The organism is Affinirhizobium lemnae, assembly GCF_022968395.1.
Taxonomy (GTDB): Bacteria; Pseudomonadota; Alphaproteobacteria; order Rhizobiales; family Rhizobiaceae; genus Neorhizobium; species Neorhizobium lemnae.
In genome coordinates this window covers 145,765-164,080 of the sequence record NZ_JALJQZ010000004.1, presented here as the reverse complement: position 1 = coordinate 164,080, position 18,316 = coordinate 145,765, and the positions used below count along the sequence as shown (strand labels likewise).

Annotated in this window: 16 protein-coding genes; 7 read left to right on the top strand and 9 right to left on the bottom strand. The window is 57.4% G+C overall.

Annotated features, from left to right (window positions below; translation table 11 throughout):
- Positions 1-7: 7 nt before the first annotated feature.
- Genes asnB through MUU53_RS04415 form a run of 4 tightly spaced genes read right to left on the bottom strand, consistent with a single transcriptional unit; the run spans position 8 to position 4,708 of the window.
- Entirely contained in the window at positions 8-1,849 is a 1,842-nt protein-coding gene (gene asnB / locus MUU53_RS04430) for an asparagine synthase (glutamine-hydrolyzing) (RefSeq protein WP_247259802.1), read from the bottom strand.
- A gap of 38 nt (positions 1,850-1,887) precedes the next feature.
- The gene (locus tag MUU53_RS04425) at positions 1,888-2,910 is read right to left on the bottom strand and encodes a 3-oxoacyl-ACP synthase III family protein (protein WP_247259801.1); all 1,023 of its coding nucleotides are present in this window, start codon (positions 2,908-2,910) and stop codon (positions 1,888-1,890) included.
- A 15-nt stretch (positions 2,911-2,925) separates the two neighbouring features.
- A complete protein-coding gene (locus MUU53_RS04420; protein WP_247259800.1) occupies positions 2,926-3,153 on the bottom strand; it encodes a hypothetical protein in 228 nt (75 codons plus the stop codon).
- 40 nt (positions 3,154-3,193) lie between these two features.
- Entirely contained in the window at positions 3,194-4,708 is a 1,515-nt protein-coding gene (locus tag MUU53_RS04415; protein WP_343229098.1) for an MFS transporter, read from the bottom strand.
- Positions 4,709-4,873: 165 nt separating this feature from the next.
- On the opposite strand from MUU53_RS04415, the gene MUU53_RS04410 reads away from it, so the two are divergent.
- Positions 4,874-5,710 (top strand): LysR family transcriptional regulator, encoded by an 837-nt coding sequence (locus MUU53_RS04410; protein ID WP_247259799.1) that lies wholly within the window; start codon positions 4,874-4,876, stop codon positions 5,708-5,710.
- 314 nt (positions 5,711-6,024) lie between these two features.
- On the opposite strand, the gene MUU53_RS04405 is transcribed toward MUU53_RS04410, so the two are convergent.
- The gene (locus MUU53_RS04405; protein WP_247259798.1) at positions 6,025-7,278 is read right to left on the bottom strand and encodes an ATP-binding protein; all 1,254 of its coding nucleotides are present in this window, start codon (positions 7,276-7,278) and stop codon (positions 6,025-6,027) included.
- 31 nt (positions 7,279-7,309) lie between these two features.
- Positions 7,310-7,630 (bottom strand): nitrilase-related carbon-nitrogen hydrolase, encoded by a 321-nt coding sequence (locus MUU53_RS04400; RefSeq protein WP_377307284.1) that lies wholly within the window; start codon positions 7,628-7,630, stop codon positions 7,310-7,312.
- Between the two features lie 223 nt (positions 7,631-7,853).
- On the opposite strand from MUU53_RS04400, the gene MUU53_RS04395 reads away from it, so the two are divergent.
- On the top strand, positions 7,854-8,207 hold the full coding sequence (locus MUU53_RS04395; RefSeq protein WP_247259796.1) for a cupin domain-containing protein: 354 nt from the start codon (positions 7,854-7,856) through the stop codon (positions 8,205-8,207).
- A 19-nt stretch (positions 8,208-8,226) separates the two neighbouring features.
- Here MUU53_RS04395 and argE read toward each other — a convergent pair whose 3' ends face one another.
- Positions 8,227-9,393, bottom strand: a complete 1,167-nt coding sequence (gene argE / locus MUU53_RS04390; protein WP_247259795.1) for an acetylornithine deacetylase — start codon at positions 9,391-9,393, stop codon at positions 8,227-8,229.
- Positions 9,394-9,661: 268 nt separating this feature from the next.
- Here argE and MUU53_RS04385 point away from each other — a divergent pair, with 268 nt between their 5' ends.
- From MUU53_RS04385 to MUU53_RS04375, 3 genes are read left to right on the top strand one after another with little or no spacing between them, the layout of a single operon-like run.
- Entirely contained in the window at positions 9,662-11,125 is a 1,464-nt protein-coding gene (locus tag MUU53_RS04385) for an aldehyde dehydrogenase family protein (RefSeq protein WP_247259794.1), read from the top strand.
- Between the two features lie 6 nt (positions 11,126-11,131).
- Positions 11,132-12,166 (top strand): tartrate dehydrogenase, encoded by a 1,035-nt coding sequence (locus MUU53_RS04380; RefSeq protein WP_247259793.1) that lies wholly within the window; start codon positions 11,132-11,134, stop codon positions 12,164-12,166.
- 10 nt (positions 12,167-12,176) lie between these two features.
- On the top strand, positions 12,177-13,652 hold the full coding sequence (locus tag MUU53_RS04375; RefSeq protein WP_247259792.1) for an NAD-dependent succinate-semialdehyde dehydrogenase: 1,476 nt from the start codon (positions 12,177-12,179) through the stop codon (positions 13,650-13,652).
- Positions 13,653-13,710: 58 nt separating this feature from the next.
- On the opposite strand, the gene MUU53_RS04370 is transcribed toward MUU53_RS04375, so the two are convergent.
- On the bottom strand, positions 13,711-14,988 hold the full coding sequence (locus MUU53_RS04370) for an NAD(P)/FAD-dependent oxidoreductase (RefSeq protein ID WP_247259791.1): 1,278 nt from the start codon (positions 14,986-14,988) through the stop codon (positions 13,711-13,713).
- A gap of 39 nt (positions 14,989-15,027) precedes the next feature.
- The gene (locus tag MUU53_RS04365; protein ID WP_247259790.1) at positions 15,028-15,693 is read right to left on the bottom strand and encodes a haloacid dehalogenase type II; all 666 of its coding nucleotides are present in this window, start codon (positions 15,691-15,693) and stop codon (positions 15,028-15,030) included.
- Between the two features lie 341 nt (positions 15,694-16,034).
- On the opposite strand from MUU53_RS04365, the gene MUU53_RS04360 reads away from it, so the two are divergent.
- Both MUU53_RS04360 and MUU53_RS04355 read left to right on the top strand, forming a co-directional pair.
- On the top strand, positions 16,035-16,889 hold the full coding sequence (locus tag MUU53_RS04360) for a GNAT family N-acetyltransferase (protein WP_247259789.1): 855 nt from the start codon (positions 16,035-16,037) through the stop codon (positions 16,887-16,889).
- Positions 16,890-16,937: 48 nt separating this feature from the next.
- Positions 16,938-18,314: an aspartate aminotransferase family protein gene (locus tag MUU53_RS04355; protein WP_247259788.1), complete on the top strand. Its 1,377-nt coding sequence runs from the start codon at positions 16,938-16,940 to the stop codon at positions 18,312-18,314.
- Positions 18,315-18,316 lie beyond the last annotated feature (2 nt).

Below are 18,316 nucleotides of genomic sequence, written 5' to 3'. Positions count from 1 at the left end.
TGAGATCCTATATGGCCAGCTCAACGCGATATTCTGTGAGCCATCGATTGAGCCAAAGTGCCATTTCCAGGCTGCCCCGGTTGTAGGGCTGGCTCGTTTCACTCACTTCGGAAGCCAGAAGTGCTTTTGCTTTATAGCAATCGATCAGGTTTCGGACGGGAGCGTTTCCGTCTGACAAAACCTCGGCAAGTTCCTTACGCAGACCGTTTTCGTAGGCTCTGTCTTGCGTTGCTGGATAGGGTGTCTTGATACGATCCGCGATGCTGCCTGGCAAATACGGCCTCGTTGCCGCTCTGAGCAGGCTTTTCTCGCGCCCATCAAAGGTTTTCATCTGCCAGGGAACGTTGAACACATAGTCCACAAGTCGATGGTCGCAGAACGGCACGCGCACCTCGACACCGACTGCCATGCTCATACGGTCGTTGCGATCAAGAAGAGTTTGCAGAAACCGTGTCAGCGCAAGATAAGAAACCCTGCGCATCGAGCGATCGACATCCGACTCGCCTTCGAGGACAGGGACCTCACTCAGAGCCTCCTGAAAGCGTTCTGCACGGTAGGTGTCACGATCGAGCGTATTGAGCAGGTCCTGGGAGAGCAGTTGCACGCCGCCAAAATAGCGAGAAGAGCCGGCAGTCAGCCATGGAAATGTCTTTCCGTGAATGGCAGCCGGATTACGGAACCATTGATATCCACCAAAGACTTCATCCGCCGCCTCGCCAGAAAGGGCCACCACGGAATGCTTGGAAAGCTCTCTGAACAGCAGATAGAGAGATGGCCACATGTCCCCCCAATAGGCGGGAGGCGCGTCAACAGCGTGGAGCACGTTTCGCCGCACGGTCTCATCGAGCATCTCATCACTATCGAGCAGCAATTCCGTATGCCGTGTTGCGGCATGGGTGGCCAGTTCGCGGGCGAATGGAGCATCTGCCGCTCCACGCACACCATCAGCGCTGAAATTTGAAAGATTGTGGCGAAAGTCCACGGAGAAGGAGGCTAGTTGCTGCCTGCCAAGCACATTGGCGGCCAGTGCCGTCACCGCAGACGAATCGAGGCCGCCTGACAAAAGGGTACAGATAGGCACGTCTGAAACGAGTTGGCGCCGTACGGTATCCGAGAGCAGACTTCTTACGGTATCGATTGTCCTCTCGAGATCGTCCGTGTGATGCGTGGCCTGTAACTGCCAATAAATGTCTTTCCGGAAGCCGTTGCGGTCGAAGACTGCCCGACCGCCCGGCCGCAATTCGAACATTCCGACGTAAGGCGTCATTTCCGGCGTCTTCGTCATGTCGAGAATTTCGCACAGCCCGTTTCGCGACACGCGTGGACTGACCAGGGGATGCTGGAATAGTGCTTTTGGTTCTGATCCGAAAACGACGCCTGTGCTGGTCGGATAATAGAACAGAGGCTTTACGCCCAGCCTGTCCCGCAGAAGGAGCAACGTCTGGCGCCGGGGCTCCCATATTGCAATCGCAAACATGCCGTTGAGATGCTCAACGACATCTTGCCCCCAATGGAGGAAACCTTTCAGGATGACTTCGGTGTCGCTGTTGGTTTCGAAATGATAGCCGAACGTTTGCAGCTCAGCCCGGAGTTCCTGCCAATTGAATATTTCGCCACAGAAGGAAATGACAGCACGACAGCCATCCGCATCAACCGACTGCATCGGTTGCGCGCCGTGCTCGATATCAATGATCGCCAAGCGTCTGTGGCCTATCGCTGCGATGGAGTCGGACCAGGCGCCTTCTCCGTCCGGGCCTCGGCGATAAATAGAATCTGTCATAGCCTTGAGAATTCGCGGATGATCCGCAGAATGACCGCTAAAGTCAATCCAGCCTGCAATCCCACACATTGAATATCCTATTGATAAATCCGGTTTTTAAGAAATTCTCAAAATGTTTTGTCTTCGACGTCTATTGGCTGAATAAATCTTGTTTTTGATAGATCGAGGTGAAGTGCATTCCATGCCAGCCCAACCCCGAAGCCGCATAGAATAGTGTTAGCTTTGCCTAAGCCTGTTCCGGTCTCTGTTCGGCAAAGGACGAGTGGAATGGAGGTTGAATTGGTGTTGCCGACTCCATCAACATCGATCGGCATCGCAGAGGCATCAACGCCAATGTTTCGTCGCAAATAGTTCAGGACAAATTCGTTCGGCTGATGCATGGCAAAAAGATCAATGTCTGACGCCTTAAGGTGAAGTGAATTCAAAAGGCACATCAGGGCATCAGGCACCCTGCTCATCACGAAACCCATGACGGCCGCGCCATCCATTTTAAGGCAGGCAACCGTGGCTGCCGAAGCAGAGGTCTTGTCGTAACTCAGGTCGACACCAAGCAATTTGCGTCCGGTCCCATCAGCGCCGGTCACGAAATCGAGTTTGTCTTCACCTTTGCAAATCAGAGTGGCCGACGCCGCATCGCCAAACAACATGCGAACCTGATAATCTTCATTTGCCGTGAGGCGTGTGTTCCGGTCGCCGGTGCAAAGAAGAACTTTGTCGCAGGCGCCCGATGCGATCAGCGATGCCGCCTGTATCAGACCACACACATAGCCCGCACAGCCCGCATTGATGTCACAGACAAACGCGTCTTTAGCCAGATCCAATGCTTCATGCACCGCATAGGCAACACCCGGACTCCAATCGTCCGGGGTTTGGGTGACAACGATCAAGCCATCGACTTGCCCGAGGTCGAGTTGAGTGTTGTGAGCGAGGTGGTTCACCGCAGCGACAATGAGTTGAGACGTGCTTATCTGCTGTGCAACACGAATTGAACGGATCCCTGTGCCCCTAACAATCCGGGCAACCTCCTTCTCTCCATAGAGTGAGGAGAAGAAGTCCGTATCCAGGGTTGTCGTCGGAAGTGCAGCGGTGATTGCCTTTATGGCAATGCCTGAAATACTTCGGTTACGCATCTGACTGGCCGAAGCTCACTGACGAAGTATTTTCAGAAAGTCTTCAACGGTCTCAAGGTTGGCCAGATCCTTGATCGTCAATTGCCGGCCGGTATGCTCGATGGCAAATGCGACAGCGGACAGCACAGCGAAAGAATCCCATTTCTCATTCCCGCAAAGCGGTGTCGTTGCACTGATTTCGTCAGCGCTGACGTCCAGGATTCTTGCCATAGCCGGAGAAAGAGTTTCGATGGTTATTTGCATATAAAAATCCTTTACAGTTCAATGCCTTCGTACAACGAGATCAACTTTGCACAGCAGAGGTTTCGCGATGTTTTGTGAAGGTGATGCGGGATATAGCCGCGAGAAGAAGGGGCGCCAAAGCACCGTATGTAAGCACCCAGACAAAACCGCCAGCAAGTGCAGCGCGGGCTTCCTCAGGGTTCACTCCATAAGGCTCCACCGCAGCGAGATTGCCGGCAGCCAGCGCATTGGCCAAGGATGTCAAGTCGTCTGCGGATACAGTGGCGGTCACATAAACCTGCAGGTTGAGGGATACGCCCTTGACCAGGATGAACCCCATCACGGCGATGTTAAGAGCAAGTGAAATCATACGGGCGCTGAACTCCATACCTGATGCCATGCCGGCGCGTTCTGGTGGCATGGACCCGCTTGCCGTGTTGGTAACTGGTGTGTTGGTCAATCCAAGCCCTATGCCTGCCAACAGGAAACCAGGAAGGAGCGATAGCCAGCTGGCTTGATCGGTTCCGATGACCAGACGCATGCAGATGAAACCGATACCGATTGCAGACAATCCCAGGGGAATGACAAATCCTGGGCCGCGCTTCATCAGAAGTCGTTCCGCCAGCGGGGGGACGATAATCGTTGGCAGCGTATAGGCAAGCACCGTAAGACCTGCCGCAAAGCTGTCATAGCCCAAGACCGCCTGCAGATAGATCGGCAGATAGATGACAAAGGGCCAAAAGCTGAAATTCATGCCGCTTGCCCCCATCAGAGCGCCAGAAAAATTCCTAACGCGGAATGCCTGGAAGTCGAACATGGGGCGGGCAACCCTTGTTTCGACAACAGCAAAGACGGCGAACATGATAATGCTGATCGCGATGATGACCAGATTGGGCTTGCTGAGAAGATCAGTGCCCTGTCCTTGCGTAATCAGATAAACCAGCCCGAAAACGCCGATTGACAGAGTTGCCATGCCCAGGAAATCGATCCTGCCGGCATTCGGATCTACGGATTCCTGAACACCGCTACGTGCCAGAAGAATTGTCAAAGCGGCAATGGCGACATGGATCAGGAAGACCCAGTGCCAGCTCGTAAGCTCAACAAGCGCACCGCCTATGATGGGTCCAAAACCCAATCCGAGACCAAAAATTATGCCCCACCAGGCGAATGCAACTCCCCTTTCGGGTCCATTCTGAAATTGATGCGAAAGGATGGCAACCTGACAGGCCAGCATCGCCGCCGCACTCAATCCCTGCAGGAAGCGTGCAGCGATCAGGAGAGGCGCGCTTGTTGCAATGCCGCACAGCAGCGATGCCAGACCAAAGACGAAAATGCCAATCAGGAACATGCGTTTGCGGCCGAACTGGTCAGCCAATGCTCCCATCGCGACAAGGACCGAGCACATCGCGATCGTGTAGGCGTTCATAATCCACTGAAGTTGCTTGAAATTCGCGGGCAGTACCTTCTCAAGCACCGGCAGGATGGATGGAATGCTTGTGATTTCCAATCCTAGCATGACCGCTGAAAGACATACCGCCACCAGAGCGATTTTATTGCGCGCAGATATATTTGGCACGTTAACTTCCTATTTTATAAAATCTATTTGTATTAATTAAATGCATTTCGCATATCATTTTATTAATACAATTTAATCTGATTTATATCTACCGATATACATTTGTATGCATCGCAACAAAATGATATGGATGTATATTACTGTGACAACAAATCGAGATAGCCGATGAGCATTTTGGATGTGGAAGCCGTTCGGGCCTTTGTAACCATCTCGGAACTGAAGAGCTTTACTAGGGCGGCCGAGGCTTTGGGTACAAGCCAGGGAACTTTGAGCGTCAAGGTTCGCCGATTGGAAGATCGATTGGGTCAGCGTCTTCTTGAGCGTACGCCGAGAATGGTACGTCTTTCCTCCCAGGGTGAAATGTTCATCGAACCGGCCAAGGATTTTCTGGCCGCGCATGAACGCGCATTGTCGAACCTGGCTGTGCATCGAAGGCAGTTCCGATTAGGGATTGCCTGCCATGTAATGGGGCCTGAAGTTCCGGTTCTTTTGGGGCGGTTGAAGGAACTGGACCCCGCCATCACGATGGAAGTCAGACTCGATAGCTCGCGGCTGCTCCTGGACGCGTTCATGGATGGCACGCTGGATGCCGTTATCATCCGCAGCGATGAGGACAGGCGGGATGGCACACTTCTATGCCCTGAGCCCGTAGGATGGTTCGCTTCTGCACATTACGAGCATCGAAAAGGTCGACCGATCAGGGTCGTTAATCTTAGTCCACATTGCAGCGTATCCAACCTTGCTGCACAAATCCTGACCGATGCAGGAATTCCGTGGATTGAGGCTTTCTCTGGAGGAGGCGTAAGCGCGATCATCGCCGCAGTGTCTGCGGGGCTTGGCATAGCGGCGCTCCCGAGACGTCTGGCTCCGCCGGAATTTCAGGATGTGGGCGAAAAGTTTGGTCTACCGCCCCTTCCCTCTTCATCCATCGTGCTGCACTCCTCACTGACAGATGCAAAGTCCAAGGAAACCTTGCGGGCCATTGCAAGCGCCTTTCGTTGAAAAGGGAGAAAAGGGAGCCTGTCGCAATTATCTCGGTTAACGGCCTGTTGAACATCAGGGAGAAATTGCTGCTACCCGGGGTTCGATCTGATTGGATCAATTCGGTTGGCCCAAACCGGTTCGTTCCACTTGGGACGAAGGGCGCGTGGCGAAGCTTATCGCATACACGGCCAAGCCCTTCGGCAAAATCCCCGATCCTGACGAAAATCCCTTGCCGCAGAATGATTCAATCAGGTCGAACTCCGCTCTAAAAGCGCAAAGCGTTTCTCGCTGCCGCTGCCACAATGCAAACCGCATAGGCCGATAAATCCACTTCACATCGACCAAAGGATTGATAGCGGTGCTGCCTGCAGGCGTTCTGCGAACGGCGTGATGCGGTCATGATCATGCAAGACAAGTCCACGTATGAATCGATCACCCACCGCGGCCTGTAGCTGGCGCAACCCGCGAAAATCGTCGGTCTTGACGGTCGCAGACGCCTTCACTTCAATACCGATGATCCGACCACGCCGATCTTCAATTACGACATCGACCTCATCCAGATCCTTCGTTCTGTAGTGCGAAAAAGATACGCGTCTCTCAGACCAGGACGCCAGCTTCATCAGTTCGGAGACGACAAAACTCTCCAGCAGCGCGCCAAATCGGGTCTTGTCATCGTATAGCCTGACGAGTTCGTCTTCGCGCAATGCCGCCAGAAGTCCTGTATCGATGAAATGGAGCTTTGGCGTCTTGACAAGTCGGCTGAGCCGGTTGTTCGACCATGGCACAAGAGTTTTGATAAGGAATAGCCGCTCCAGGATTGCTATGTATTTCTGAGCGGTGACCCCGGATAATCCCAAGGCAGAACCGAAGCTGCTATTGTTGATCAGCTGCCCGGCATGTTCCGCGAGGACGTTCAGGAGGCGCGGCAACCGATCGAGCTGATCGATGTTGGCAATGTCGCGCACGTCGCGGTCCAGAATCAGACTGACATAGTCTTCCAGCCATGAGACGCGCCGGGCCGCCGTGGTTCGCCTCAAGGCTTCAGGATAGCCGCCAGCCAGAACCATGTTCATCATGTCCTTGCCCAGAACAACCTCACCTTCGATCGCGGGCTCCTCCCCTGCGAAAAGTCGATCAAGCATGAGGCCGGGACTTGACCGGATTTCGGCCTGCGCGAAGGGAAGAAGCGGAACGACTGCCATTCGGCCTGCGAGCGAGTCAGCAATCGCCGGAATGGTCGCGAGATTGGCGGAGCCCGTGAGCAGAAACCGCCCCGGCTCCTGATCGTCATCCACGCTTGCCTTGATCGCAAGTATCAGATCAGGGGCTCGTTGGACCTCGTCGATAACCGCTCGCTTAATCCCCCGTATAAACCCTGTGGGATCGGCTTTAGCGGCGTTTAAAGTACCCGCATCATCCAATGTGATATATGGTCGATTCCTGTCCGAGAACATGCGCGCGAGGGTCGTCTTGCCCGATTGTCGTGGCCCAGATATCAATACTACACGGGTGTCAGTGAGAGCTGCCTCTATAAGAGGTAGGACTTTACGGTCGACAAGGGATTTCGAATTTGACTTTTCAGGCATGCGACCATTCTTAACTTAATAAGCGTCCATTTTAAAGTACAAATCCGTCCGTTTTTAAACAATACAGGCGTGCCCCGGCTTTGCTGCTCGCCTTCTGAATATCGATGACCGACGTTCCCTCAGTCCACCAGCCGTTTCCAGCCGCTACGATGGCGTCGGTGTGGTAAAATGCCGATTGCAGGATCGGCAAAACAAGGAGCTGCTCGTAGCAGGTCAGCAGCACGACTTTTGCAGTGCCAACGCCGACAACGGGGTTTGCAAAGAAATGCGCCCATGCGCCGCCTTCATAATCCTTGACACGACCAGCCCAGCCTCTCCACCACAGCTGCCACATCGATCCGGGGACCGGCATGCGTGACGATGATGATCACACCACCTAGGCGATACTTCATCGCTTCGATCCTCGTTTCACTCCGCTCGGATTTTGCTCCAGCAGAAAGTGAAGCAATCGCCGCAGGATCTTTGGCTTGGCCCCCAAATTCCGCATGACATCCTGATTGACTGCGAACGACAGCACAAAGCGAGCGTCATAATTGGGTCTGATGGTCCGGAAAAAGTCACGATCCGGAGCAGATATGAGCCACATCAAGACCCTTGACCACAACCCCACCTTTGAACCCACCCTTGCCTTCCCTGCACCCGAACGATTGATTTCAGGCACGCCTGAGTTCTCGACCTGGGCAATGGACGAATCCCGGGATGGCAAAATCAAGTCGGGCGTCTGGCAGGCAACACCGGGCCTTACCCATTCCATCAAGGGCGAGACCTTCGAATTTTGCCATATCATTGAGGGCGTGGTGGAGATCACCGAGACCGGCCAAGAGCCAATTACCTATAGGGCCGGGGACAGCTTCGTCATGAAACCTGGTTTCGTCGGGACATGGCGGACCATCGAGACCGTGCGCAAGATCTACGTAGTGTGCTACTGATGCCCGCCACTGGCGTCCTTCAGGCCGCCAGTCCTCGCGCCAGTCGCTGCAGCATGGTCATGCAGGCAGCAAGCTCGTCTCTTAGGATGTATTCGTCCGGGCGATGCGCTCGTGTGATTGAACCAGGGCCGCAGACAATCGAGGGGATGCCAGCCTCCTGGAAAAGCCCGGCTTCCGTCCCATAGCTGACCGATGGGATCGCCAGACCGCCCGACAACCGTTCTACGATGTCTACGAAGGCAGCGTCCTGCGTGGGAGCGAGAGCGGGATAGCTCGAAAGCTCCGTCCAGGTAGCTGAAATCTTCCGCCCTGCCGCCTCGGCAGAACCAAGCAGCAAGTGCAACTTTTCGAGAACTTTGGCGCTCACATCCTGTGGGGCCACACCCGGAACCGAGCGTACCTCAAAAGCGAGTCGGCACAGATCAGGAATGATGTTGACCGCGCTCCCTCCCAACACAATGCCAGCCACAATTGTCGAAGACGGCGGGGAGAAGCGCGTGTCGAAGGGCCCTTCTGCTTCCATGCGCGCCAAAAGATCACGAATGAACAGGATGAGTTCTGCCGCTGGATAAAGAGCGTTTTCTCCTAGCGCCGGCTGAGAGCTGTGTGCCGCCTTTCCGGTGAAGGTGATCTCTATCGCCTGCTTTCCCTTGTGAGAGAGGACCGGCCGCATGTCGGTGGGCTCGCCGACAATGCAACCTTTCGGCGGTGCGCAGAGATCCGGCAGTCTGGCGATCATGTGCGGTACGCCCCGGCAGCCGATCTCCTCGTCATAGGAAAAGGCGAGATGCACGGGACGTTTAAGCCCTGCCGCCTGAAATAGGGGAACGGCTGCCAGCATGCAGGCAAGAAACCCCTTCATATCGGTGGTGCCCCGCCCTGTCAGCCTCCCGTCACGATCTGTCAGGCGAAAGGGATCGGCAGACCATTTCTGTCCCTCAACCGAGACGACATCCATATGGCCCGAGAGAACATAACCGGGCACGTCTTTCGGGCCGATGGTGGCAAACAGATTGACCCGATCGCCATCCGGTCCGGGCAGCACCGTACACTCTACCCCGTGGGAGGCGAGATAGCTGCGCACATACTGAGCAATCGCATCATTTGCCGCACCCGGTAGTACCGGGAAGGCCACAAGATCCGCCAGCAGCATTTCGACCGAAAAAGCTGGATCAGAAAAACCCATTCAAAAAGTCTCCATGCCGAGCACGTCTCTGCCGACCATCATCTGCGCTTTGCTGCACAGTTCATGCCGAAGAAGTGCCTTGCAGCAGGATATACTGCGGCAAAGCTGCCCTATCCTTCATGATCAGGCTTCGCCAGCCCACAAGCAGCCGCACAGAATTGCGTCGCCGCCCTTGTGAACAGAGCAATACGCCGCCCGGTCATGACAATTGGCGGATGCTTGCGGGGACCAGCCGATAGGATCGGCGGAGATTTACCGGAGCCCAAAAATGTCCATCTCCTTCGATCCCGACTCAGTTTCCTTCCGGTCCGGCCATTTCATCGGCGGCAGCTTCGTGGAAGATGTGCCGGTCTTGGCCATGCACCGCCCGTCGGATGGTATGGAATTCGCCGCTTGCCCGGTCGCCGATGCGACCCGTGTGGATCAGGCAGTCACTACCGCCCGCAAGGCGCAGAAGGAGACCGGCTGGGGCACCTGCCGCCCGCGAGAACGCACCAATGCGCTGCTCCGCTGGGCGGATCTGATCGAACGGCATGCAGAAGAACTTGCGCAACTGGAAGCCGTACCCTCGACGCGCCTGATCAACCAGTTGATTGCCGGCGACATTGCCGTGACAGCCGAACAGATCCGCTTCTTTGCAGAACTTGCCGACAAGGAAGGCGGGAATGTGGTGCCGACTGCCGGCAACCAGTTCGGCATGATCGTGACGGAGCCCTATGGCGTCGTCGGTGCCATTACGCCGTGGAACTTTCCCCTTTCCATGGCCGGGTGGAAGATGGCACCCGCCCTCGCAGCTGGAAATGCGGTGGTTTTGAAACCCTCTGAAATGACGCCATTCGCCACCCTGCGTATGGCCGCGCTATCAGTCGAGGCGGGCATTCCCGCCGGGCTCGTTAACGTGGTCCTGGGAGATGGCCCAGTTACAGGCAATGCGTTGACCGGCCACCCCGATGTCGCCAAGGTCAGCTTCACCGGTTCTACGGCAGCGGGCGCAGCCATCATGGCAAATATCGCACGCACCGGCATCAAGCCAATGACGCTGGAGCTTGGAGGCAAGAGCCCGCAGCTCGTCTTTGCCGACGCGGACATCGCGCTTGCTGCGGATTGTATCGCCCGCTCCATCCTCTTCAACGGTGGGCAGGCCTGTGTGGCCGGGAGCCGTGTCATTGCCCATAGCAGCATCGCAAATGAGTTGGCAGAGCGGCTGACCTCGCTAATGAGTGGTCCGCAGCCCGGCCCTGGCTGGGACGAGACCACCGACTATTCACCGTGCATCTCTGCCCGGCAGCGTGCCCGTGTCCACAGCCTTGTGCAGGCTGCGATCAGTGAGGGCGCAGAGGTGCTGACCGGCGCACGCGAGATAGATCATCCAGGCTATTTCTACCAGCCGACGCTACTCACCAATGTGGCCCAGGACAACACCGCTGTGCGCGAGGAAGTGTTCGGCCCAGTGCTGACTTTGCAGACCTTCGAGACGGATGAAGAAGCCTTCTCGCTGGCCGAGCATCTCACCTATGGCCTCGCTGCCGGGATCTATACACGCGACCTCTCCCGGGCTCTGAAGAGCCTTCACCGCATCGAGGCAGGCACCATCTGGATCAACCGCTATGGGCGCTCGCGCGATCACATCCTGCCGACGGGAGGCTACAAGTCGTCCGGCATCGGTAAAGATCTAGGGCGGGACGCCTACCACGCCAATCGCCGCTCAAAGAGCGTGCTCATCGGCCTGTGAGGGAACATGACCACCTATCGTATTGCAGTTATCCCCGGCGACGGCATTGGTATTCCGGTCACAGAAGCCGCGCTTGTCGTTGCCGCAAAGGCCCTGCCGGGCAGACTGGAAGCCGTCACCTTCCCCTGGTCCTGCGATTTCTATCTGCAGACCGGGCAGATGATGCCGCAGGATGGCATCGACACTCTGCGCAGCTTTGACGCCATTTGTCTGGGCGCCGTCGGCTGGCCCGAAAAGGTGCCGGATTCGGTCTCCCTGCATGGCCTGCTGCTGCCGATCCGAAAGGCCTTCGTGCAATATGCCAACATCCGTCCGCACCGGCTTCTGCCCGGTGTTGAAGGCCCGCTACGCAAGGGCGGCTTTGACATTCTCTGCATCCGCGAGAATACGGAAGGCGAGTATTCGGGGGCAGGCGGGCGCGTGCATCAGGGCACGAAGGACGAGGTGGCCGTCGAAACCGCTGTCTTCACCCGCGCTGGCGTCGAACGTATCCTGCGTTTCGGCTTCGAGCAGGCCCGCAAGCGCAGCGGCAGACTGGCTTCTGTCACCAAATCCAATGCGCAGAAATACTCCATGGTCTTCTGGGACGAGGTGACGAAGGAGTTGGCCGCCGAATATCCGGACGTTGCCATCAGCCACTATCACATCGATGCCATTGCCGCCCGTATGGTGATGGCGCCGGAAAGCCTAGACGTGGTGGTCGCCTCCAATCTCTTCGGCGACATCCTGACCGACCTGGGAGCAGCCATCCAGGGCGGTCTAGGCTTTGCCGCCTCCGCCAACATCAACCCGGACCGCTCCGCCCCCTCCATGTTCGAACCGGTTCATGGCTCCGCGCCTGATATCGCGCATCTGGGCATCGCCAACCCGCTGGCAGCCATCTGGTCTGTCGCCATGATGCTGGAACATCTGGGCGAAGTAGAAGCGGCGGCCCGCATCATGACCGCCATGGAAACGGTAACCGCCCAAGGCATCGGTACCGTGCCGGGGCAGAACAAGACGGATGAGATTACCCAGGCCGTCATCTCGGCACTGGATTGAGGACAAGATAATGACGAATGCAATCTCTGACCTTCTGGCCGGCCTCAAGGATTCGGACCTGTTCCGCCAACAGAGCGTGATCGGCGGCGTCTGGTGTGACGCTTCGACTGGCAAAACCATCGAGGTCACCGATCCTGCCACCAGCCAGACCATCGGCATGGTCCCGGATATGTCAGCTGAAGACACCCGCCGCGCAATAGAAGCCGCAGAGGCTGCATTCCGCAGCTGGCGCCAGGTGCCGAATGCCGAACGGGCAGCTAAGCTTGAGCGCTGGTTCACCATGATGGAGACGCATACGGAGGATCTTGCGCTCATCCTGACGCTGGAGCAGGGCAAGCCGCTGACCGAGGCACGTGGCGAAATCATCTACGGCGCATCCTTCGTGAAATGGTTTGCCGAGGAAGCACGACGCATAGAGGGCGGTATCATCCCCTCGCCGAGCACTGATCGAAAGATCCTGGCCCTCAAGGAGCCGGTGGGAGTTTCGGCGATCATCACGCCATGGAATTTCCCCAATGCAATGATCACCCGCAAAGTGGCTCCAGCACTGGCCGCAGGCTGCACCGTGGTGATCAAGCCATCCGACTTCACCCCCTATTCGGCGCTGGCGCTCGCGGTGCTGGCCGAGCGCGCTGGCATTCCGGCGGGCGTCATCAACATTGTCACTGGCTTGCCAGCTGAGATCGGAGCCGAACTCACCGCCAACCCGATCGTGCGTAAGCTGTCCTTTACAGGTTCCACACGCGTCGGCTCCTTGCTGATGGCGCAGTGCGCTCCGACGGTGAAGCGCCTCAGCCTAGAACTGGGCGGAAACGCGCCTTTCATTGTCTTCGACGACGCGGATCTGGATGCTGCCGTTGAAGGCGCCATTGCCTCGAAGTTCCGAAATGGCGGCCAGACTTGCGTCTGCTCCAATCGTATTCTCGTACAGTCGGGTATCTATGACGCCTTTGCCGCGAAGCTATCTGAGCGGGTCTCCGCGATGAAAGTTGGCTCCGGTCTGGAGAGTGGAGTGGTCATCGGGCCGATGATCAACAGCGCGGCAGTGGAGAAGATCAACCGCCACGTGACGGATGCGCTCGCCAAGGGTGCGACAATCGCGGCCAGCGCCGAGACACCTGAAGGGAGCCGGTTTGCCGCTCCGCTGGTGCTCACCGGTTGCACCACGGAGATGCAGCTGGCATCCGAGGAAACCTTTGGCCCCGTAGCCCCCCTCTTCCGCTTCGAGACGGAGGAGGAAGCGGTGAATATCGCCAACGACACCCCCTTCGGCCTTGCCGCCTATTTCTATACTCGCGACATGGCTCGCGCCTGGCGTGTAGGCGAAGCCTTGGAATCGGGTATGGTCGGTCTCAATACCGGTGCCATTTCCATGGCCGTTTCCCCTTTTGGCGGTGTTAAGCAATCCGGCCTTGGCCGCGAGGGCGCACGAGAAGGGATCGAAGAATATCTGGAAACCAAGGCCTTCCACATCGGTGGCCTTTGAAACGAATGGGCGGGTTCGCTGCCCGCCCAATTTCCATACCTGATTTGATCGGGGCTGTTTATCCGATCCGATCCTTGAACTTGTAGTAGGCGCCAACCAGCGGCAGGAACCACGGCTGGCCAAGATGGCCGGGGATAGCGGGCCAGGGGAGATCGGCCCAGGGATTGCTCCGAGTGAGGCCGAGCAGCTGATCGGCAAGGATTTCGCCCATATGGGTGGCGATTTGTGCTCCGTGGCCGGAATAGCCCATGGCGAAATGCACGCCGTCCGCTTCACCTGCGCGCGGGAAACGGTCTTTTGTCATATCGACCAGACCACCCCAGCAATAGTCTACTGCGATATCCCCCAGCTGAGGAAAGATGCCCTTGAGTGCATCCTTGAGGATGCGGCTGCTCTTTTCGTCCGAGGTCTGGTTCGAGGTCGCGGCAAACCGCGCACGACCGCCAAAGATCAGGCGGTTGTCGGGTGCCAGGCGGAAGTAATTGCCTACATTCAGCGATGTAACACAGGTGCGGTTGCCCGGCATGACCGACTGCACTTCCGTATCCGTCAGAGGACGGGTAGCGAGCAGGAAGCTGCCGACGGGCACGATGCGGCGACGGAAGAAGCTAAACGTCTTGGGCGTATATGCACCGGTCGCCAGCACCACCTTCCTCGCCTGCACGATGCCCTTAGGCGTTTCCAACTCATGCCCAGCGGCCATCTGGCGCCGACCGGTCACGGGCGTTTTCTCATGGATGTGGGCTCCGTGCCGGGCTGCCGCTTCCGCCAGTGCCACAACGAAACGGCCCATATGCATCATCGCGCTCTTCTTTTGCAGCATGGCGCCGTGGAAGATGTCGGAACCGATTTCCCCGGCAAGCTCTGCTCTCGTGAGCATTGCGGTGTCGGGATCGACCGTGCGGTTGATCGCGTCGAGATTGCGGGCAAGGCCCTCGTAGTGCTGCTGCTTGGAGGCCAGCTTCAGCTTACCGGCCCGGCGAAAACTACAATCGATCCCCTCCTCCGCAATGATCCGCTCTATGGTGTCGATACCGTCATCGAAAGCCTTGTACATGGCCTTGGCCGTCTCCACCCCATAGGTAGCGATGGCACCGGTGAAGCTGTGGGCTACGCCGTTATTGAGATGGCCACCATTACGCCCCGAGGCGCCAAAGCCGACGGTTTCAGCCTCTAGCACAATCACCCGGCGACCTTCCTTTGCCAGACGCCGCGCGGCGCCGAGCCCCGTAAACCCAGCCCCGATCACAGCAACGTCATAGACCCCTGAAGGTACAGCAATTGCGCCGCCGGTGAAGGCAGGCGCCGTATCCTGCCAATAAGATGCAAATTTCATGGGTCAGTTCCTGAAGCTTGTGCGGCTCCTCGCCGGATCTCAGATGCCGAATACGCCGGGCAAGCCGCCGATGTCCTTGATCTCGGTGTATTCGTAGAATGGATTGGCCGGCTCGTGACGGCGGTTGACCCAAACCTTAGACTTGATCCCGAGATCGTAAGCCGTCATCAGATCGTAGCGGAACGAGGACGACACATGGGTCACGTCTTGCGGCCCGCAGCCAAGTATATCGAACATGTATTCAAAGCCGTTCATCTGCGGCTTGTAGCTGCCGGCATCTTCCGCCGTGATGACTTTGTGGAAGGGCGCGCCGAGTTTCTCCACATTCGACATGATCTGACTGTTCATTGCGTTGGAGAGGATGACGAGCGGGATCTCCTTGGCAAGTCTGGCAAGACCTTCCGGAACGTCCGGATGGGGACCCCAGGTCGGCACCTCATGATAGACACGCAGTGCATCTTCTTCGCGAAACACCACGCCGTTACGCTTGCAGCTGCGCTTCAGGGCATTGTGCACTACATCCGCGTAAGGCTTCCATGCCCCCAGTACCTCATCAAGCCTATAGGCGGCGAAGTCACGGATGAATACGGTCATCTGCGCTTCGTCCAGAATGTCGCCATAAATGCGCCGCGCGGCACCAGCCATGTCGAAGTTAATGAGAGTGCCATAACAATCGAAGGTCACGTATTTTGGACGGAAGGTCATCTTTATCCCCGTGATGTAGCCGCCGGATGGCGGGAGGTGCAATTGAAGCCCGAACCGGGCCCTTGACTTAATCCTATCCGGCCGAGGGGAAAGCCACCGCCGCATTCACCCCATCCAGAAGCATATTCAGCCGTATCCGGCAGCCATCTCGGCAACTTATTGCGCCTTCACAAGGCACCGGTCCCTCAACTGGCCCCGCCTTGCCATCATTCTGGCAGATCATGCTTTCAGGTGGTATCCGAACAGCCAAAGATACCGCCAGCACAAAGGCCAAGCGCGGCATCTTTGCTGATCCCGGACTTAATATTGGAGACATCAGCCCTTCTCCAGCGCAGGTTCACATGTTGACCGATGACACCTTCACCATTCAGCCGATGGAGCCCCGGCATCTCGCCGGAGCCCTGCAACTGTCGCAGGCAGAGAAATGGCCTCACAGGGCCGAGGACTGGAAACTCTTCCTGACCCTGTCTAAAGGCATAGTTGCCGTAGAGAATGGCGATGTTGTCGCGACCGCGCTTGCCACGCCCTTTGGGGATACCGCGACAATCAACATGATCATCGTCGATGGGCGCATGCGCGGCAAAGGTCTTGGACGAAAGATGATGACGAACGTCATGAGCCTTCTGCATCCCAGAGAGTGGCGGCTCGTGGCGACCCGTGAGGGCTTGCCGCTTTACGAAAAGCTAGGCTTCCGGGCAGTCGGTGAGATCCTTCAACTACAGGGCACCGCTTTAGTCCCTACAGGGACTACAGAACTTTGCGACGATGGAGACCTGGGGATAGCGTGCGAGTATGACGTGACGATGCTGGCAAAGCTTGATGAGGCAGCAACCGGAATGGATCGAACAAGACTCATCGGCGAACTCGTCAAACTCGGCCGGATCATTGTTATCCGAGAAAACCGCGCGATCACAGCCTATGCTTCGGTGCGTGCCTTCGGCTTTGGTGAAGTCGCCGGCCCTGTCATCGCCCGAAACACGGACCAGGCGCGCCGTCTGCTGTCCCATATCCTCGCCGAGAGTGCTGGACGCTTCCTGCGCGTCGATACCGGCGCAACGACTGGCCTTGCCCCATGGCTTGCAGAACGGGGCTTGATCCATGTCGGCGGCGGTATCGCGATGCGGCTCGGACCGACACAGAACAGGTCGGCCGGAAGCTACCAAACATTTGCACTTGCCGCGCAGGCGCTCGGCTGAACCCATGCCGCCCCGACAAAATGTCGGCCTGGTAAGAAAGGACCTTCCATGCTTGCGAATTCGCTGGTCGAACTCGACCGTGCCCACCTCATCCATCCTGTCGCCAGCTGGCGGGGCCATGAAGCGGCCGGGGTCCGCGTTTTGAAATCTGCAAAGGGGGCAACCGTGACCGATGCGAGCGGCCGTACGCTGCTCGACGGCTTTGCCGGTCTTTGGTGCGTCAATGCGGGTTATGGACACGAGAGCATCATCGAAGCTGCAACGAAGCAGCTGCGGGAACTGCCCTATGCGACCGGTTATTTCGGCCTGGGCTCGGAACCCGCCATCCGGCTGGCTTCGCGCCTAGCCGAACATGCCCCGGGCGATTTGACTCATGTGTTCTTCACGCTCGGCGGTTCGGATGCAATCGATACCACTGTCCGCTTCGTGCGCTACTACTGGCAGGCCAAGGGTCAGCCGCAGAAGGAACACTTCCTCTCTGTCGAGCAGGGCTATCATGGATCCACGACAGTGGGTTCGGGCCTCACTGCCCTGCCTGCCTTCCATACCGGATTCGGCGTTCCCTATACTTGGCAGCACAAGATCCCCTCGCATTACAGCTATCGCAATCCGGCGGGCGACCGTCCGGAGGCGATCATAGCCGCCTCGCTGGCTGCCCTCACGGCCAAGGTCGAGGCGCTGGGCGGCGCAGACAAGGTGGCAGCCTTCTATCTTGAGCCGATCCAGGGATCAGGCGGCGTCATCGTACCGCCGACAGGCTGGGTCAAGGCCATGCGTGAGGCCTGCAAGGCCATGGACATTCTCTTCATTGCAGACGAGGTCATCACCGGCTTTGGACGCACCGGTCCCATTTTTGCATGCCTGGAAGAAGACATCGTCCCCGATATGATGACCACCGCAAAAGGTCTGACCTCAGGTTATGTACCGATGGGTGCTTTATTCCTGTCGGACCATATGTACCAGGTGATGGCCGATGCAGCCGGCCCTGCCGCCATCGGCCACGGCTTCACCTATTCCGCCCATCCTGTCAGCGCTGCTATCGGCTTGGCAGTCCTCGACCTCTACGAAAATGGCCTGTTCGACAACGGACGCAAGGTCGGGGCCTTGCTCCAGCAGGGGCTTGCCTCGCTGGCAGACCATCCGCTGGTCGGCAACGTGCGCGGTCGCGGTATGCTGGCCGCGCTGGAACTGGTCACCGACAAGGAACGAAAGACTCCACTGCCGGCGAGCGCCAAGGCTTCCACTCGCATTTTCGACCGGGCCTGGGACAACGGCCTGGTCATTCGTGCCTTTATGCAAGGTGTGGTTGGTTACGCCCCTCCGCTCTGCTGCACCGAGGATGACATCGCCGAAATCATTGAGCGCACCCGCAAGACCTTGGACCAGACCTTGGCGGACCCGGATGTCCGGGCAGCGATGGCTTGAGA

Excerpts from the sequence above, each read along its gene's own strand:
- asnB (WP_247259802.1), bottom strand. The coding sequence starts at position 1,849 with ATGTGTGGGATTGCAGGCTGGATTGACTTTAGCGGTCATTCTGCGGAT.
- MUU53_RS04425 (WP_247259801.1), bottom strand. The coding sequence starts at position 2,910 with ATGCGTAACCGAAGTATTTCAGGCATTGCCATAAAGGCAATCACCGCT.
- MUU53_RS04420 (WP_247259800.1), bottom strand. The coding sequence starts at position 3,153 with ATGCAAATAACCATCGAAACTCTTTCTCCGGCTATGGCAAGAATCCTG.
- MUU53_RS04410 (WP_247259799.1), top strand. The coding sequence starts at position 4,874 with ATGAGCATTTTGGATGTGGAAGCCGTTCGGGCCTTTGTAACCATCTCG.
- MUU53_RS04405 (WP_247259798.1), bottom strand. The coding sequence starts at position 7,278 with ATGCCTGAAAAGTCAAATTCGAAATCCCTTGTCGACCGTAAAGTCCTA.
- MUU53_RS04400 (WP_377307284.1), bottom strand. The coding sequence starts at position 7,630 with ATGCCGGTCCCCGGATCGATGTGGCAGCTGTGGTGGAGAGGCTGGGCT.
- MUU53_RS04395 (WP_247259796.1), top strand. The coding sequence starts at position 7,854 with ATGAGCCACATCAAGACCCTTGACCACAACCCCACCTTTGAACCCACC.
- argE (WP_247259795.1), bottom strand. The coding sequence starts at position 9,393 with ATGGGTTTTTCTGATCCAGCTTTTTCGGTCGAAATGCTGCTGGCGGAT.
- MUU53_RS04385 (WP_247259794.1), top strand. The coding sequence starts at position 9,662 with ATGTCCATCTCCTTCGATCCCGACTCAGTTTCCTTCCGGTCCGGCCAT.
- MUU53_RS04380 (WP_247259793.1), top strand. The coding sequence starts at position 11,132 with ATGACCACCTATCGTATTGCAGTTATCCCCGGCGACGGCATTGGTATT.
- MUU53_RS04375 (WP_247259792.1), top strand. The coding sequence starts at position 12,177 with ATGACGAATGCAATCTCTGACCTTCTGGCCGGCCTCAAGGATTCGGAC.
- MUU53_RS04370 (WP_247259791.1), bottom strand. The coding sequence starts at position 14,988 with ATGAAATTTGCATCTTATTGGCAGGATACGGCGCCTGCCTTCACCGGC.
- MUU53_RS04365 (WP_247259790.1), bottom strand. The coding sequence starts at position 15,693 with ATGACCTTCCGTCCAAAATACGTGACCTTCGATTGTTATGGCACTCTC.
- MUU53_RS04360 (WP_247259789.1), top strand. The coding sequence starts at position 16,035 with ATGTTGACCGATGACACCTTCACCATTCAGCCGATGGAGCCCCGGCAT.
- MUU53_RS04355 (WP_247259788.1), top strand. The coding sequence starts at position 16,938 with ATGCTTGCGAATTCGCTGGTCGAACTCGACCGTGCCCACCTCATCCAT.